Origin of the sequence: Sphingobacterium sp. DR205 (genome assembly GCF_011064245.1) — a bacterium.
GTDB classification, from domain to species: domain Bacteria; phylum Bacteroidota; class Bacteroidia; order Sphingobacteriales; family Sphingobacteriaceae; genus Sphingobacterium; species Sphingobacterium athyrii.
Genome location: NZ_CP049333.1, coordinates 4,341,270 through 4,357,478, shown reverse-complemented (window position 1 = coordinate 4,357,478; position 16,209 = coordinate 4,341,270). Strand labels below are relative to the sequence as shown.

The 16,209-nt window shown below is 37.9% G+C and carries 16 protein-coding genes; 7 read left to right on the top strand and 9 right to left on the bottom strand.

Annotation, left to right across the window (positions count from 1 at the left end; genetic code table 11):
• Positions 1–131 precede the first annotated feature (131 nt).
• The 6 genes from G6053_RS18985 to G6053_RS18960 form a co-directional block, all read right to left on the bottom strand.
• Complete coding sequence (locus G6053_RS18985; protein ID WP_108633397.1) at positions 132–473, bottom strand: carboxypeptidase-like regulatory domain-containing protein; 342 nt, start codon at positions 471–473, stop codon at positions 132–134.
• Positions 474–589: 116 nt separating this feature from the next.
• Complete coding sequence (locus tag G6053_RS18980) at positions 590–1,084, bottom strand: GNAT family N-acetyltransferase (RefSeq protein ID WP_108633398.1); 495 nt, start codon at positions 1,082–1,084, stop codon at positions 590–592.
• Between the two features lie 75 nt (positions 1,085–1,159).
• Positions 1,160–1,318 (bottom strand): hypothetical protein, encoded by a 159-nt coding sequence (locus G6053_RS18975; protein WP_165307911.1) that lies wholly within the window; start codon positions 1,316–1,318, stop codon positions 1,160–1,162.
• Between the two features lie 321 nt (positions 1,319–1,639).
• A complete protein-coding gene (locus G6053_RS18970; protein WP_146191005.1) occupies positions 1,640–2,497 on the bottom strand; it encodes an alpha/beta fold hydrolase in 858 nt (285 codons plus the stop codon).
• A 253-nt stretch (positions 2,498–2,750) separates the two neighbouring features.
• On the bottom strand, positions 2,751–3,362 hold the full coding sequence (locus tag G6053_RS18965) for a hypothetical protein (RefSeq protein WP_108633401.1): 612 nt from the start codon (positions 3,360–3,362) through the stop codon (positions 2,751–2,753).
• Positions 3,363–3,464: 102 nt separating this feature from the next.
• Positions 3,465–4,037 (bottom strand): hypothetical protein, encoded by a 573-nt coding sequence (locus G6053_RS18960; protein ID WP_146191006.1) that lies wholly within the window; start codon positions 4,035–4,037, stop codon positions 3,465–3,467.
• Positions 4,038–4,536: 499 nt separating this feature from the next.
• On the opposite strand from G6053_RS18960, the gene G6053_RS18955 reads away from it, so the two are divergent.
• Together G6053_RS18955 and G6053_RS18950 are read left to right on the top strand one after the other, a co-directional pair.
• Positions 4,537–5,283, top strand: a complete 747-nt coding sequence (locus G6053_RS18955; protein ID WP_108633403.1) for a nucleotidyltransferase domain-containing protein — start codon at positions 4,537–4,539, stop codon at positions 5,281–5,283.
• Positions 5,280–6,347 carry a nucleotidyltransferase domain-containing protein gene (locus tag G6053_RS18950; RefSeq protein WP_108633404.1) on the top strand — a complete coding sequence of 356 codons (1,068 nt, stop codon included), beginning with the start codon at positions 5,280–5,282 and terminating at the stop codon, positions 6,345–6,347. The genes G6053_RS18955 and G6053_RS18950 overlap by 4 nt, the downstream gene beginning before the upstream one ends.
• Positions 6,348–6,759: 412 nt before the next feature.
• On the opposite strand, the gene G6053_RS18945 is transcribed toward G6053_RS18950, so the two are convergent.
• On the bottom strand, positions 6,760–7,500 hold the full coding sequence (locus tag G6053_RS18945) for a DUF2490 domain-containing protein (RefSeq protein ID WP_108633406.1): 741 nt from the start codon (positions 7,498–7,500) through the stop codon (positions 6,760–6,762).
• 41 nt (positions 7,501–7,541) lie between these two features.
• Complete coding sequence (locus G6053_RS18940; RefSeq protein ID WP_108633407.1) at positions 7,542–8,135, bottom strand: hypothetical protein; 594 nt, start codon at positions 8,133–8,135, stop codon at positions 7,542–7,544.
• A 309-nt stretch (positions 8,136–8,444) separates the two neighbouring features.
• Between G6053_RS18940 and G6053_RS18935 the strand changes: the two genes are divergently transcribed.
• The 4 genes from G6053_RS18935 to pgl all read left to right on the top strand — a co-directional run bounded on the left by G6053_RS18935 (position 8,445) and on the right by pgl (position 13,238).
• Positions 8,445–9,038: a DUF4375 domain-containing protein gene (locus tag G6053_RS18935; RefSeq protein ID WP_241254767.1), complete on the top strand. Its 594-nt coding sequence runs from the start codon at positions 8,445–8,447 to the stop codon at positions 9,036–9,038.
• Between the two features lie 562 nt (positions 9,039–9,600).
• Positions 9,601–11,019, top strand: coding sequence for an NADP-dependent phosphogluconate dehydrogenase (gndA, locus tag G6053_RS18930; protein ID WP_165307909.1), 1,419 nt, complete (start codon positions 9,601–9,603; stop codon positions 11,017–11,019).
• 9 nt (positions 11,020–11,028) lie between these two features.
• Positions 11,029–12,510 carry a glucose-6-phosphate dehydrogenase gene (gene zwf, locus G6053_RS18925; protein ID WP_165307908.1) on the top strand — a complete coding sequence of 494 codons (1,482 nt, stop codon included), beginning with the start codon at positions 11,029–11,031 and terminating at the stop codon, positions 12,508–12,510.
• A 17-nt stretch (positions 12,511–12,527) separates the two neighbouring features.
• Positions 12,528–13,238 carry a 6-phosphogluconolactonase gene (gene pgl, locus G6053_RS18920; protein ID WP_165307906.1) on the top strand — a complete coding sequence of 237 codons (711 nt, stop codon included), beginning with the start codon at positions 12,528–12,530 and terminating at the stop codon, positions 13,236–13,238.
• Between the two features lie 247 nt (positions 13,239–13,485).
• On the opposite strand, the gene G6053_RS18915 is transcribed toward pgl, so the two are convergent.
• A complete protein-coding gene (locus G6053_RS18915) occupies positions 13,486–14,262 on the bottom strand; it encodes an AraC family transcriptional regulator (RefSeq protein WP_165307903.1) in 777 nt (258 codons plus the stop codon).
• A gap of 81 nt (positions 14,263–14,343) precedes the next feature.
• Here G6053_RS18915 and G6053_RS18910 point away from each other — a divergent pair, with 81 nt between their 5' ends.
• Positions 14,344–15,477: a 2-isopropylmalate synthase gene (locus G6053_RS18910; RefSeq protein ID WP_165307899.1), complete on the top strand. Its 1,134-nt coding sequence runs from the start codon at positions 14,344–14,346 to the stop codon at positions 15,475–15,477.
• The last annotated feature ends 732 nt before the right edge of the window (positions 15,478–16,209 follow it).

Here is a 16,209-nt window from a genome sequence, read left to right as displayed (position 1 = left end):
TAAGGTCAGTGGTTTTTCTATAGCAGATAACAACGCATCATATTGTTCTACAAGCTTATCTGTTTGTTCATCATCGTTCAGAGATCCATTGGTCATTCTGCCCATCGCCTTCAGTAATTAAACCCCGACAGTTATTTGACCTGTTCCAACACAATGGTTGTTGTATCGTTTTTATTGATAAAGCTGTAATTTACCCTTTCCCCGGATTGCCGTGTTACGGTGGGGATAGAGTCCACTTTGTAGCCAGCCTTATAAAAAATCAATGTACCCAACCACTGCGGTGTGCGGGCTAATTTAAAATAGCCATTACCATCTGTCTTTGTCTGAGCTCCCGTTTTCGTGTCATCCTCAGAAACAAGCACATTTTTCAGTGGCTTGTTTTGCTCATCAATTACTCGGCCCTGGTAGAAATCGTTTACATCATTACAAGACCCTACTAGAAGAGGGATCATGCCAAATAATATCTTCATCATAACTTAGCTTATTTGTATATGAAACTATTATTCCATCTAATCTACAGATATTTTGGCAATGACACAATAATGCAGAACCGGGCGCTATGCATGCCGGTGTGCTGTGTACAGCCCCATTATAAAGCCCGTTTTTCGAGAATAATGATATCGCCTTCATTGCTCATCTTCTGAAAACCCAATTTTTTAGCAAATTTCAGTGCTTTAAGATTCGTTATTTCCGTCTTTGCGACCAATACATTTACCTGGTACTTTTCTTTTGCCAATGCTATCAACAACTCAAAAGCTGCAGACATTATTCCCTTTCCCCAATATTCGGGCAGCAGAGAACCACCGATCTCAATTTTCTTTTTTTCCTGATTCCAGTGATGTAAGGCACAGTCACCAATAACTATATTCTCATTTTCCACAGTTCGTATACTGTAGAGTTCCTCACAAAGAGATAAAATATGTTCTGTAAACTGTACCGGATTCATATGCCCCTCATCGGTTGTCTGATCTTGAATGGCTGACTCATCTCCAAAGTACAATCGGTAAAATGACTCAGAATCTTTCACAGATATTTCTTTCAATATGATCTTTATATGGCCGCCGGCTGATTTCATGACCTCCATAAATTATGAATTTAATGTTTATTTATCAATAACTGCCGATCACAGATCGTTCAGTTCCCTTATACGATCTTCAGATCAGGTACCCTGTTCAGCTTTCAATTCGGCAACAGTTGTGCGCGGCGTGAGTCTTGACCAGTCGTCGGTAAACCTAACCGTGATATCGCTACCATTTGGAATGGGTAACGTAGCGTCTCCCTGGGCGGTGAAGGTTCGGAATGAACCAGTTCTCGGCATATTGGCCATACTGTATCTTGGAAGTCATCCCGATCCACTGTTATCACCACGCCACGAATATGGCCGTCTTCTATGTAAATGTCGTCAACGCCTTTAAGTTTCCTGAGTTTCAGCTCCTCGGTCTCGATCTTCCATCCTGAAATTCCCATTTCAACGGAAGCTTCATCGAAGCCGATCGCTGTCAGATCAATATTTTATTGGCGTGTTCTATTATCGCACAGGTTACTTGCAGCACAGTGGTTCAAAAGTCGTGAATTTTGTAAACTATCCCTATGAATGCATTATTAGATTGGGAAAAAAGTACTTGTTCACGACCGGTCCCTATTTATTCCTTTCCAAAATTAACTTTATTGAACTTAGGTAAGCCTCGTTTTTCGAGAAATCGTTGTGGCTTTCATCTTGCAATGTGATAAATTGATCAGTAGCCTTTAGTAGTTTTGAGAGCTTAACAGAGGAACCATAATAGACCGCTGTGTCCTTGTTGCCATGAAAAATAATCACAGGACACTTTACTTTCTTTAGGAAAGAGGCATTATCAAAATTATAGGGAATATTGGTGATGTCCAGTTCAGGAGCGACATCATTTGTCCAGTCTTTCAGATTATAATAAGGTGCTTGCAGGATCAGAAGATTCGGATTGTTCTTTGCGGCTATGTACGATGCGAGGGAGGTGCCCATGGATTGACCTAAAACGATGATCTGATTTTCCGAATAAGTTTCCCGGAGTTTATCATAAACAATTTGAATGTCCTGATACAGTGAATCCTCGTCCGTCACCTTACCTTGGCTCTTGCCATAACCACGATAGTCGAGCATAAATACATCGTATTCATTGGAGGTGTATATTGGCGCAATTTTGCCCCACGTATCCAAAGCGTTGTTACTTCCATGTAAATAGAATATAACACCTTTAGGCTTTTTAGCTTTAAAAAGTAAACTATGTAAAACTGTATTATCATTTACATTGATAAACTTCTCTTCAAAGGGGACGTCAAATTGAAAAACTGCGCTATCAGTTTTTTTACCCGGGAATAACTGTTCGGTTAACAAACGCGTCCAATCTTCGGTTGATAAGACTGTTTTGTTTTGTGCATTACTGAAACAGGGAAGCAGAATCAAACTAATGAAAAGATATATGCATCCGAAGGATAGTTTTTTAATACCTACTTTTTTTTCCATGTAATGTGTTTTATTTGCCTTCACTTCATGCTCACGCTCTTATGGCATAAAGCGAATGGAGTTATAAGTGTTAATGACCAATTGCGGTAATACAATTTAAAAAGAATATATCACATCCCTGGTATTTTTCGATTGCAAATACCGACTTTTCGGCATCCCCCACATAGCGCTTACATGCACCTTGTTTTCCACAGATAGCTACTACTTCTGCTAGCTCCGGTTTAATTTTTTTATCAGAGCTAGCAGAATAGGCCTAATTCTGTTTATCTTTCCAATAGTAAGTCAACCTGACTCGATGCGTATTGTCTGAAAAGATTAAATCCAGCTGAGCATGTAGATCCATATTATCCCAAACTGTTTTGCGGGATAAATATGTGCTTGAGTCCCATGGTGATTTGACACTTTTGGGTTCTTGATCATCAGCGTTTGCCTGACCAAATATTTGGATCATGTTCTTTTTTATTCGCTCGTATTCCTTATTATAGATGTCAAGTTTTTTATTCTCTTGTTTCCAGCCTTTAGCAAGCTCCTGCATCGATTTATTATATTTGGTCACCTCCCAGTCACAAGAAACTATTCGGAGTAATGAGTCTTTTTCTGAAAAAAAATATTCAACCGACAATGGCAAATAATCTACCGCTGATCGTTCTACAACTATTGGATTCTGGAGAGGGTACTTTTGGAGGTAAGGATAATAATCTGATGACATGAAAATATTTTGATTTAAAAATTTCGCATCTGGATTCAGTTGTGATTCGAATTTCATCGCGTCATTTACCTTGGTTTGATTTACCCAAAGTTTTTCCTGCCCAAAAGTGATACCACCTAAGGTAATTAGAAATAAAAGTATTGCCACTCTGTTCATAACATCTATCTTAAATTTTTTAATTCATCTAGAAGGCTATTCTGTTTATTCACGAAATGATCCAAGCTATCTTTTTGTAAAGGATTTGCATTTTGGTATTTTTCAATTTTTTTTGACAGATTCATCTATAAGTTTCATTAGATGATCGACTGTTTTATCTACCTCTTCTTTCTGCACGACTAATGTTTTTTTTTCTAGACCCTGAGGAAGAGAAACCTTGCCATTAAATTCAGGAAGAAACAAATTGATCTTTTCCTGATCCATTTTATTGAAATTAATAAAAGTCCATTTTTTGGTTTCGCCCTCTTTTAACGCTAATAAGTTAGCTGAAGTGATTGCCATTTTGCCTTTTTCAGGCATAGACATTACCAATACTTGAGGAATAAAGCAATACGCTATCCCATCAATTTTTGAGACATCTATATCGACATAATTGATCATGGAATCAATTTTAACCCCGTATTTTATAAGAGAAGAATAGAGTTCCTTGGTCAGTTTTGTTGCCTGATCTATCCCGCCCATGCTTTCAATTATGCGGGGTGATGTTTGACTTAGAATTCCTTCGATATCTCCGGAAATAGATGCTTTTGTCATGATAGACAGTGCTTCCCTGAGCTGTGGATCTTTTTGCGCAGAGCTTGTATGATGAAAAATAGTTAATAGTGTAATTAACAAAAATATTTTTTTTTGCTGGATGTATTTAAACAGGTAGAACCAATTGTTGCTTTGCATCATGGAAAGAGGTTAATTTCTATTGAATTTACAGGTTTTTATTTACAAATCAAATTTAGATAAGTGTCTCCATATTCCAAAAAGAATAGTGTGCTTAGGCGAATAGTTGTACTGCCTTGCTAGCCTTTTTTGATCGCTGTAATATGTTACGGCTTTACACTATTTAAGTGCATGTTGTGTTATCAGCCCCCTGTTTGGATAACAAAACTAGCTACTTTTAGGTACCTCCCACATACCATAGACACTTTTAGTTGCCTTATGCTACGCAATATATCTGCGTACTTTTATATCCCTGTGTAAGCTTCAATTTTGTATAAGAAAAGTATTTTCCTGATAATAAGCGTTCTCATTATATTTTTGTTCTCTTTTTTGAATGCGCAAAAAGGCTTCAGTATCGCAATCGATCTTTGTGTTAATGAAAATTTAAAAAAGGAGCAAAGAAATGAAAGCACATATCATCAAGAAGCTAATGGAGATAGAAGCGAGCGAAGGAGTACGTATACTTTTCGCCTGTGAATCAGGAAGTCGGGGTTGGGGATTTCCGTCAATCGACAGTGATTACGACGTTCGGTTTATTTATATAAGAAAAGCAGAGGACTATAGCCGTTTGTTTCCGCTGCCTACCGAAATGCGGTTTCCAATGATCGATGACCTCGATATCGCAGGTTGGGATCTGTTTAAAGTACTCACCTTGCTATATAAGAGTAATGTGAGCCCGTTTGAATGGATCCAGTCACCAATAGTTTATCACGAGTTTAACGGATTCAAAGCAAGTTTTAGGGCAATGATGGAAAATTATTTTGACGCACGTAGGCACACCCATCATTATCTTGGGATCGTCCGTAGCAAAGTAGAAGATCTTCAACGGGAAACCATGAAGCTCAAGAGCTTATTTTATATCCTTAGGTCTTTACTTGCAGCAGACTGGAGTATGACCAATCGCGGTTATGCACCCATGACATTGGCCGAACTATCCGTATTATTGCCTGATGATGTTAAAGTCGAAGTTATGCAGTTACAAAAGTTGAAGAGCCAAGTTGATGAAGGGTTTGTGTACAGCTGTTCAGCTATCATAAGGAGTTATATCGAAACAAAGTTAATACATTTAGAGCATCAAGTAGGGCAGGTTCCCGTATCCGTATCGGATAAGGAAGGACTGGAGAAATACTTTAAAACTATATTAAGATGACTATAGACGAACTTCGAAAGAACGGGCTGATCCTGTTTGAGGCTGTTGTCGGCAGCCGGGCATATGGATTGGCCACAGCATCTTCCGACACCGATATCAGGGGGGTATTTTATCTGCCCCTGGAATATTACTTGGGCGGTCAATATATTGCCCAGGTGGCTAATGCCAGCAATGATGAAGTTTATTATGAGCTTGGGCGTTTCGTAGAACTCCTTTCAAAGAGTAATCCTAATATCATGGAGCTTTTGGCTAGTCCTGCCGATTGCATAGTATATAAAGATCCACTAGTTGATCAATTTAAAATGCAGGATTTTATCACGCGAGAGGCAGCTATGACTTTTGCGCAATACGCCATGGTACAGGTGCGGAAGGCAAAAGGATTGAATAAGAAAATCAACAATCCAATGGATCGTGAACGTAAAAGTTTGCTGGATTTCTGCTTTATCATAGCTGGTCACGGAAGTTTATCGTTGAAAGAATGGTTAAGCAGCCGGCAGTGGAAACAGGAAAACTGTGGTTTAGCAAAGATTGAACATGCAAAGGGAATGTATACTCTGTATTATGATCAGAGCCAGACTCTAAGTTACAAAGGTGTCGTAGCTACACTGGAGAGTAATGAGGTTTCTTGCAGTTCTATCCCCAGGGAAGAAACACTTTGTACGTACCTCTTTGTTAATCACGAAGCTTATTCATCTTATTGCAAGGCCTATAATGAATATTTTAGTTGGGTGTCGGCACGTAATGAAGCGCGCTTTGAAGGGACAATGAATCATGGCCAGGGCTATGACGCCAAAAATATGATGCATACCATACGTCTATTGCAACAGGCAAAAGAGATTTTGTCGAAAAGGGAACTACAGATACAACGTCCCAATAGGGAAGAACTCCTGCGCATCAAGAATGGCGCCTGTAGCTATGATGAGCTTTTTGTCTGGTCGCACGAGCTCTTTGAGGAAATTCGAGAACTCTGCTTGCACAGTTTCCTTCCAGTAACGCCCGATCAGGTTAAGCTAAGGCAGCAATTGGTGAACATGCGTAAGCAGCTGTATCATGTCAAACTTTAATCGCTAATGTATGGTTCATTGTTTAATTAAAGGATTGTTCAATTTAACTAATTTTCTGCTTATTTCATCTTTTTCATCAACTCATCAATTTTTTTTTAAATAATCGAATGACGAATATAATTCCTCATTCGCAACAACCAAAGGCTTTATTATCTCCGTCTTGAAGGTTTTTTTCAAGTGTTTCTGCTGGGTGGCAAAAGGCTGCTGCGAAAGTGCTGGAAATGCGGAAAGTAGAAAGTAGAGAAACGAGGAGAGGTAAATTAATCGCATAGATAAAATTGCCTCCAAATAAATGTAAAGGATATTGTCATTAAAGCAAGAAATCATTTACACTGCCTATCTTGAGGCTCTCGGCAAACAGCATAATTGCCAACTTTGTTTAGAATAAGCTAAAAATAAAACGGTAAAGAAATTAAAGCCGTACATAAGCAGCTAACTGAATAATATTATTTTTGACATCCGTATTCTTACCATTTACATATTGATACATGTATCCGCATTCAAGGTCAAACTTTGGCGAAAAGCGCCATCCTAAAGACATGTATGCTCTATTCTGATCAAAAAATTTTCCGTTGGTCAAAGTTGGTGCATTATCGATATTCACAAAGATCTCGTCCTGCAAAGATATAAAAGCACCGTCGGTGAAGCTTTTGGTTTTAACTATCGGAAACACGCCTCTGACAAAGTAGCGCAGCCGGTGCGAAAACTCATAGCCATCAATCAGCATTGAGTTTTCGTCCGGATAAGTTTTTCCGATAAAACGTTGCTCCAGCCTGAACCGATGCTGGAGTGAGGTAGTATGATCGCTGATATCCAGATTCTGATTATAGATAAATTGCTCCCATATTCGGTGTTCGGGCAGCATATAAGCCGTTTCGTCTATAACACGGCGGTTTTTGATATAAGCATAGCCAATAGTCAAAATTTTATTGCCAGATACATGAAAATTCAGGCCAGGCCTTATTAGAAAACTCTGCAAATGTCTGATCTCATCTGTACTTCGCAGCTGTCCATCCAGATGTATGCTGAATTTTGGGCTGATTCTATAGGATGAAAAAACTGCGCCCCAGCCTGAGAAATTACGCTCGGTCTGGGCGGACAGCGAGAGGCTGCAAAATAGAATGATAAAAAATAAAGAATTCTTTTTATCCATAATTTAAGTTATAAAAATAAGATCTGATGTGTTCATAACATCTATCTTAAATTTTTTAATTCATCTAGAAGGCTATTCTGTTTATTCACGAAATGATCCAGACTATCTTTTTGTAAAGGATGTGCATTTTGATATTTTTCAATTTCAGGGAGCGTTTTTCTGATTTTAAAAGTGGTATAGAGGCTTGTCAAAGTCTCATTATTTTTGTTGATCAGATCAATCCGTTCCTTTATATTTTTTACGTTGAGATTGTATTGTTCAGAACTGGCCATAATTTCCTTTTCTACCTGTTGCCTGACTAATGAATCTGTGATAGATTTTGTCTGCTGATGAGCATCCTGATAATAAGAGGTAGAGGTGTTAAGTATATTTTTATAGACGGCTAAAGTTCTTCCGGTCTCCTCGAAGGTGTTTTCTATTTTGGTATTGAGCGCCGTCAGATTTTTATCATTTTTAATCAACTCAAAATAGATACGGTTTACGGTCAGCTCGTCGCCCCGATAGCTTTTAAGGGAACCGGAAGCTGAGGAGCCTGCATTATCTATTACGTTGTCTACAGGGGAATTAACAGATTTATTATCTCTGCAGGAGAGCAGAGATAAGGTCATGACAGAAGCAAAAAATATTTTTTTCATACTATATTTTTAGTGGTTTACAATTCATCATATCCCATTGACTAAAATTAATCATTTCAATGCTATCACTGGTAATTAAGGGATATAATTTTATTTAATTATCGAATTTTGCGAGCGGTTAATGCAGTGAGAAAATTTATTAAAATAACTTGCTATAATTTCATCCTTGATCCGATCTTTGAGATCAGATTTGTTCGAAATAACTGATCAGCGATTTCCGAAATTGTATGGTCAAGGCTTCCGAAATCTCCATGAATAGGATTATTGCATATCTTTGCGTACTAAAAAGTTTTAACGATGATAAAATCAATGAGACAACAAATTATTACCATTGGAATTATATCAATAATAATTTTAAGTTTGTTTGGCTGCTCTGAACGTATTCAGCAAAACAATAGTAAGCCATCAATCCAGACCCCATTAACCGAACACATCATTGATACGACTTCAGATGAAATGTTATTAAAAGTCGTTTATGATAATCTCTATCGTAAGTTATCGGCAGCATATGATAAAGAATATGAAATCGTCATGTCCTGGAACAAATCAAGACAAGCAATTTATATGATCGTCCAATTAGAAGCAGAAGTAAATAATGGTGGCTATAATCAATTTTATTCCAATTCAAGCGGTCAATTTGCTAAAGCGCTACCAGAAGCGTTGAAATTGGTCGGCGCAACTAAATTTGCCGATCTGACTGAGCGAGCAAACAACACGTTTGAAAAAGAGAAATCGAAAATAACTGAACATCAGGATGGCACGGTAGAAGGTTTTAGTAAATCCTATGAGAACAATCCGTTGAACAAATTTGACGATGAATTCTATAAACTTAATGACGCGAAAAACTTGCAAAAAATTCAGGTTGACTACATCCGAAAGAACAAGAAAGAGTTTACTGATTAAAGATGGGCCATTGGCGCAGAAGTTGGAACACGTTTAAATAGCACCTTCTATGATAATGAATAAATTTAAAGAGATAGTTGAGAACTATTTTAAACACAGTATTGACTCCTATCATAGTTGTATCCAAAACGAGGAAAATCGATATTTATTTCGTGAAATAGGTTTGTCCCACAGTGATGTTCAACCTGAAAAAGACTCGATAAAGATTTTGTATAATGATTCGCGCAGTGCATATTATGTTATTGAAGTCAGGCTGAATTTGAGGTCAAAACAATTGAATCTAGGCCATTATATATTGATCCTAAATGAAGAAAACCAGGTATTGGATGATTATCTAGTTTTCATTTAGGGAGAGTAACAAATTGAATAATTACGATCGAACGAGCGAGTTTATCGTATTAAATATTCATCCATTGAATATAAATAATCTTATTGAATTATTCATTCATGACATTTTCCAGTTGATGATAACTAGTGTAACGATTGAAAGAAAATTTTAGATAATTTTTTTACTGGCATGCATTTCAGTAAATTTGATTTATAACATAAACTTTAAGTAAGAATGGAAAAGTATAATTACGGGGTCATTGGTCTGGGTGTAATGGGAAGAAATCTGCTTTACAATATTGCCGATAATGGTTTTTCTACCGTAGGATTCGATTTAGATGAAGAAAAGGTAATAGAACTTCGTAAAGGAGTGGCTTCAGGTACAAAGGTTGTTGGGTCTGTTTCTCTAGAGGAATTTGTGTCAAGTTTAGACAGTCCGCGAAAAATTATTTTGATGGTTCCTGCAGGCAAACCGGTTGATGCTGTTCTTGAAAGCATAACACCGCTTTTGAGTCCAAACGATGTTGTAATTGATGCGGGAAATTCTTATTTCAAAGATACCGAGAGACGTAGAGCTGATTTAGCTTCTAAAAACCTTCATTTTATGGGAATGGGAGTTTCTGGAGGAGAGCAGGGCGCAAGAAGAGGACCGAGTATTATGCCGGGTGGAGACTTGGAAGTTTTTAATTTGGTGAAGCCTATGCTGGAAGTTATTTCGGCAAAAGTAAACGGGGAACCTTGCACCGCTTATATGGGGAAAGGAGCTGCAGGCAATTATGTTAAAATGGTTCACAATGGTATTGAATATGCCATCATGCAGTTAATCAGTGAAGCATACGATTTACTGAGAAAAGGAGCTAATCTTACCAATGAACAATTGTATGAAGTTTTCAAAAGATGGAATGAAGGCGAGATGAATTCCTTCCTTATTGAAATAACAAGAGATATCTTCCAGCAAAAAGATGATGTAACAGACGGTTTTCTTGTCGACAAGATTTTAGATAAAGCAGGAGCAAAAGGAACCGGAAAATGGACCTCCCAGGAGGCGATGGAAGTTGGGGTGTCTATTCCAACGATCGATATTGCAGTAACATCAAGAATTTTATCCGCTTACAAAGATGAGCGCGTGAAAGCATCTCAATTATATGCTAAAGAAGAAGTAAAAACGCCTGAAGATACAGAATTGTTCATCAAAGAAGTGGGGGATGCTTTATATTTATCTACTTTAATCAGTTATGCTCAAGGTTTGGCATTATTGGTAAAAGCTTCTGAAGAATATCAGTTTGAAATTCCATTAAAAGATGTTGTTAAAATCTGGAGGGGTGGATGTATCATCCGTTCTGTTCTATTGGAAAAATTTTATCTGGCTTATTCAAAATATGAGAACTTATCTAATATTTTATTGGATCAGGAAATTTCAGAAATTGTAAAAGATAAAATTTCGTCATTAAGAAAAACAGCTGCTTTTGCTGTATCAAACGGAATTCCAAGCTTAGGAATTCAGTCGGCTCTTGGGTATTTCGAAGCTTACACCACAGCATCTTTGCCTGTAAACCTGCTTCAGGCTCAGCGTGATTATTTTGGTGCACACACTTACCAAAGAACTGACAGAGAAGGAGTCTTTCATACTTCATGGCAAAACCCAAATAACTAGATCCTAACAATGAGCGACAATACAGTCCTGCATCCAACAACGATCGTTATTTTTGGTGCAACAGGGGATTTGGCAAAAAGAAAGCTTTTTCCTGCCTTTTACAATTTATATATCGATGGCAGAATGCCAAAAGGTTTTAATATTTTAGCTTTAGGAAGAGCCGAAAATACGGATGAAAAATTCAGCGCTTATATTAAGGAAAATCTGGAGACTTTTTCTAGGAAGACTGTAATCAAGGAAGATTGGGCTGGTTTTCAGGCTCACATCAGCTATTTTCAGCATCAGCTTGATGAAGAAAGCTCTTATCAGAATTTATATCAGAAACTGGAGAATTTCGATAAAGTGTACGGAATGAGAGGAAACAGACTTTTCTATTTGTCCATTGCACCAAACTTTGTATCGGTAATTTCAAACCATCTTAAAAATACGTCAATAGCATCTGATCCTGCAACAGATCGAATTATTATCGAAAAACCTTTTGGTCACAATAAAGAATCTGCCATTGAGCTGAATAATCTTCTTTCACAAACTTTCCAGGAAGAACAGATCTATCGTATCGATCATTATTTAGGTAAAGAAACAGTTCAGAATATTTTGGCGTTCAGGTTCGGAAATTCAATTTTTGAACCTCTTTGGAACCACAGACATATAGAATCAGTACAGATTACGGTTGCCGAGGAAGTAGGAGTGGAAACAAGAGCCAGTTTTTATGAGCAGACAGGAGCTTTGCGCGATATGATTCAGAACCATCTTTTGCAAATTCTTTGCATGGTTGCTATGGAACCCCCGGCTTCACTCGAATCGGGCGAGATCAGGGATCGTAAAGTTGATGTTTTAAAATCCATCCGTAGGATTTCTCCCGAAAAAGTAGATCATTATGCGGTAAGAGGACAGTACGGGCGAGGCAAAGTAAATGGATTAAAAGTAAATGGCTATCGCCAGGAAGAGGGAATTGCTCCTGATTCCAATACGGAAACATTTGTCGCTATTAAGTTTTATCTGGATAATGAAAGATGGGAGGATGTTCCCTTTTATGTTCGTACCGGGAAGAAGATGAAAGAAAAGCATTCTTATATAACGATTCAGTTTAAGCCACTTCCACATTCGACGTTTTCAGAAAGCACCTCGCTTCTGTCGGCTAACCGGTTGGTTATTAATATCCAGCCACAAATGGACATCAGATTGCAGTTTATGTCTAAAAAGCCAGGCTTGTCTTTAGCGCTTAAACCTGTGGAAATGATTTTCGATAATTTTGCCTGTCAGACCGATACGCCCGAAGCTTATGAAACTCTTTTATTGGAAGCACTTGTGGGAGACCTGACACTGTTTATGCGCTCTGATCAGGTAGAAGAAGCTTGGGATGTGATAAAAACGATCCAGGAAACCTGGGAAAAAACCAAAGACCCATCTTTCCCAAATTATGCTTCGGGAAACTGGGGACCTGATGACAGTGATGCACTGGTAGAGCGGCAGGGACATCAGTGGGTTTAAAATCTAATTAAAAGAAAATGAATATTACAATATTTGATAATCTGGATGCCTTATATAAAAAAGCCGCTGATACATTTGTTGAGCTTTCGAAACAAGCAATCCAGAAGCATGATAAATTTGTGGTTGCGTTGAGTGGAGGCTCTTCACCGAAAGCCATCTTTAGTTTATTAGCTACTCCCGAATATGCAGATAAAATAATTTGGGACAAAATCCATTTTTTTTGGGTAGATGAAAGATGGGTTTCTCTTGACGATGAGAAAAGTAATTTTAAGATGACTTTGGAAGTACTTTTGAATAGAGTTCCAGTCAATGAAAATCAGATTTTCCCCATGTATAAAGACGGAATTGAGCCTGGAAATTACGCTAAAGAATACGAAGCTCAAATCAGAAATGTTTTGGGCGCTGACGGTATTTTTGATTTCATCCTTTTAGGAATGGGGGATGATGGACACACAGCTTCTCTGTTTCCAGGTGAAAAGATTTTACAAGAAAAAGAAAAATGGGTGGATGCCTACTACCTAAAGCCACAGGAAATGTTCAGAATTACTTTGACTGAACCTATCATCAATAAGGCTGAAAATATTCTGATTGTTACATTTGGTAAATCCAAGAAAAACGCTTTGAATGAAGTTCTTAATGGTGTATATAATCCTGAATTATATCCGCTACAGTTAATTGAAAAGAGAGCAGGAGTCCAGATTTTTACCGATAAAGAAGCTGGAACTTAATGTCATTTCACTATCGTGGACATCTAGCCAAAAAGGCTCCCTTATCGATTGACAAGGGAGCTTAAGTACTCTTGTCAAGACAGATATAGCCCCTTAAGGAAATATTGGATTTTTTGTAATTGGAGGGCTGTTGTCATTACTTTATAAAGTATTTCAATTTCTTTAGGGGATATACAAACCTTGTATGCAGTAAGGATGAGACTATAACGTACGCCGTGTCAATAGAATGATCCATTAAGATTATTTATTATAGCCTCGCCCTATATTGCTGAGGTGACAGTCCAAAATATTCTTTGAATAGATTGGAAAAGTTAGGTACGCTTTCATACCCAATTTGATAGACAATTTCAGCGATATGCATATCCTTATTTTCCAATAATTGAAGTGCTTTTAGAAGGCGATGCTGTTTTATAAACTGGAATATGGTGATCTGCATTTCTTCCTTAAACTGTCTGAAAAGTGTTCGCTCCGATAGAAAAAATTTAGCGCTAATCTCAGCGATTGACAATTTATTGTCGAGGTGTTGGAGGATATACGTGCTCACCCGGATCATCAATTCACTTTTTGCCGGCGTGATTTGTAAAAGGATCGGTTTTGCCAATAGTATGGGGAGCATAGCCTTTAAGGCCTCCAAGGTAGCTGTTGTCAACATGTCGTGATCTTTCAGCTTCCAGTATTGCTGGCCAAAGGTCAAAAAATGATTCAACAATTCATTTGATGGATACACTTTAACTTCCTCGTGCATATTATTCATATCCAAAAAAATGGTTTTTATTGACAGTTGCTGCGAACGGGAAATGAGTTTGTGCGGGACATGTGCTGGGATATATACATAGAAAGTACTAGGTACACAGAAACTGGCTTTTTCTGTATAGATAAAGAGGGTACCATTTGTCGGGCTAAGTACCTGTACTTGTTCATGAGCATGCATTTCTGTATTGAATTGCCCGTAGTTGCGTAAGTCAATTGTGCCATCGCGAAAGTTTTTGGCACATTGAACGAAGGGAATGGTCGATTTTGGCATTATTGAATAACAATTGTTTTATTTTCAAATATATTAAATTCTGTAGTTCCGGTACTTTTGAACTATAAAAATAAGTTGAACATGAAACAAGTTAAGATTTTCGATACTACTTTACGCGATGGAGAACAGGGACCGGGCTGCCAATTGACACTAAATGATAAATTGGAAATTGCTGAAAAACTCGATGCAATGGGGGTAGATGTGATAGAGGCAGGGTTTCCAATAAGTTCGCCAGGAGATTTTAAGGCAGTAACAGAGGTTTGTAGACTGGTGAAAAAAGCAACAGTCTGTGCATTGGCCAGGGCCAATAGGAAAGATATCGAACAGGCCACTTTGGCCTTGGCTAAGGCCAAGGTGGCACGGATTCAGCTCGGAATCGGAACATCGGACATTCATATTCAACATAAGTTTAATACCACTCGTGAGGTCATCTTGGCGAAAGCTTATGAAATGGTGGCTTATGCGTCGGATAAATGTGATGAAGTACAATTTTTTGCCGAAGATGCTGGCCGCGCAGACAATGATTTTTTGGTTCAAATGACCGATACGGTTGTTGAAGCGGGTGCGAAAATTGTAAACCTTCCTGATACCAATGGTTTTTGTACACCCTTTGAGTACTATGAAAAGATCGCCTATGTGAACCAACATAGAAGGGAAAAAGAGAACGCCATTCTTTCTGTCCACTGTCATAATGATTTAGGTATGGCTACAGCCAATAGTATTGCTGGGCTAATGGCGGGTGCACTGCAGGTGGAAGGAACGATTAATGGTGTGGGCGAACGTGCTGGAAATGCTGCCCTAGAAGAAATTATTTTGACACTCATTGTAAAAGAAAATCTAGGGATTGCGACCGGAATTGATCCAAAATATATTGTCGAACTAAGTAGTATGATCGAACGGGCAATGTCAAATCCTGTACAGGCCAATAAGGCCATTGTTGGGAAAAATGCTTTTGCGCATTCCTCCGGCATTCACCAGGATGGCGTGCTGAAAGACCGTAGAAACTATGAAATTATTGATCCCCAAATCATAGGGGGGAAGTTGCCAGAATTGTTTTTATCCGCACGGAGTGGACGAGCAGCATTAAAAGACCGGTTAAAAAGTATGGAAATAGATTTCCCGGCTGAACATTTTGAAAATATCTATAACCGATTTCTTGTTTTGGCAGATCAGAAACGTTTTATTGAAGATAACGACCTCCGGAATTTGGTTTAGTTGGGAGCACTAATTACAATTATATTTTAAAAATCATGAATGAACATCCAAACTTAGTTTTAGTAAACAAATTTTTCAATGCATATTCGAGTAATTCAATCGATGAATTGCAGAAATATTCCATGCTGATGTAAAATGGCATATTCCGGGCAGACACCCTTTAAGTGGAATTAAAACTGGGGTTGGAGAGATCGTAGAATACCTCAATCAATTAGGTAAGTTTATAACTTTAGAGCCGAAGGTGTAGTATTAGGGGTAAGTGATGATTATGTGGTAGACTGTCACAGAAATTGGAGTGAACTAGAAAATGTAGACAACTTAAATAATTTATCTTGTTTATTATGGAAATTTGAAGAAGGAAAAATTAAAGAAGTGTTTAATTTCCCTCAGGATCAACACCTAGTTGACTCTTTTTTTAATGAAAATTTTAAGGATAAATAGCCATTGAGTTACATACAGATAGAAAGTGGGAGATCGCCTGTCTCCAAAACAATATTTGCATTAAAGATCAAAGCAGAAATTCTATCCGCTTTGATCTTGTATAAATACTCCTCGTGCAAGGGACTAGCAATCTAAAAAAAGCAATGATTCGTGGCGTCCGATTATACCGATTTCAGCTCAAATTGCTTATATTCGTATCACAGCCAAACAAACAAAGGATACCATTATGCGCCGGGATATTAACCTCCATACCTATATTGATATTATTTTTCACTTTGTCTAACGTTGTTT

Bases quoted from the DNA above. Each gene is read 5' to 3' on its own strand.
- G6053_RS18945 (WP_108633406.1), bottom strand. From the start codon at position 7,500: ATGGATAAAAAGAATTCTTTATTTTTTATCATTCTATTTTGCAGCCTC.
- G6053_RS18985 (WP_108633397.1), bottom strand. From the start codon at position 473: ATGATGAAGATATTATTTGGCATGATCCCTCTTCTAGTAGGGTCTTGT.
- G6053_RS18965 (WP_108633401.1), bottom strand. From the start codon at position 3,362: ATGAACAGAGTGGCAATACTTTTATTTCTAATTACCTTAGGTGGTATC.
- G6053_RS18975 (WP_165307911.1), bottom strand. From the start codon at position 1,318: ATGCCGAGAACTGGTTCATTCCGAACCTTCACCGCCCAGGGAGACGCT.
- zwf (WP_165307908.1), top strand. From the start codon at position 11,029: ATGAGCGACAATACAGTCCTGCATCCAACAACGATCGTTATTTTTGGT.
- G6053_RS18970 (WP_146191005.1), bottom strand. From the start codon at position 2,497: ATGGAAAAAAAAGTAGGTATTAAAAAACTATCCTTCGGATGCATATAT.
- G6053_RS18950 (WP_108633404.1), top strand. From the start codon at position 5,280: ATGACTATAGACGAACTTCGAAAGAACGGGCTGATCCTGTTTGAGGCT.
- G6053_RS18940 (WP_108633407.1), bottom strand. From the start codon at position 8,135: ATGAAAAAAATATTTTTTGCTTCTGTCATGACCTTATCTCTGCTCTCC.
- G6053_RS18935 (WP_241254767.1), top strand. From the start codon at position 8,445: ATGAGACAACAAATTATTACCATTGGAATTATATCAATAATAATTTTA.
- G6053_RS18980 (WP_108633398.1), bottom strand. From the start codon at position 1,084: ATGGAGGTCATGAAATCAGCCGGCGGCCATATAAAGATCATATTGAAA.
- G6053_RS18955 (WP_108633403.1), top strand. From the start codon at position 4,537: ATGAAAGCACATATCATCAAGAAGCTAATGGAGATAGAAGCGAGCGAA.
- pgl (WP_165307906.1), top strand. From the start codon at position 12,528: ATGAATATTACAATATTTGATAATCTGGATGCCTTATATAAAAAAGCC.
- gndA (WP_165307909.1), top strand. From the start codon at position 9,601: ATGGAAAAGTATAATTACGGGGTCATTGGTCTGGGTGTAATGGGAAGA.
- G6053_RS18910 (WP_165307899.1), top strand. From the start codon at position 14,344: ATGAAACAAGTTAAGATTTTCGATACTACTTTACGCGATGGAGAACAG.
- G6053_RS18915 (WP_165307903.1), bottom strand. From the start codon at position 14,262: ATGCCAAAATCGACCATTCCCTTCGTTCAATGTGCCAAAAACTTTCGC.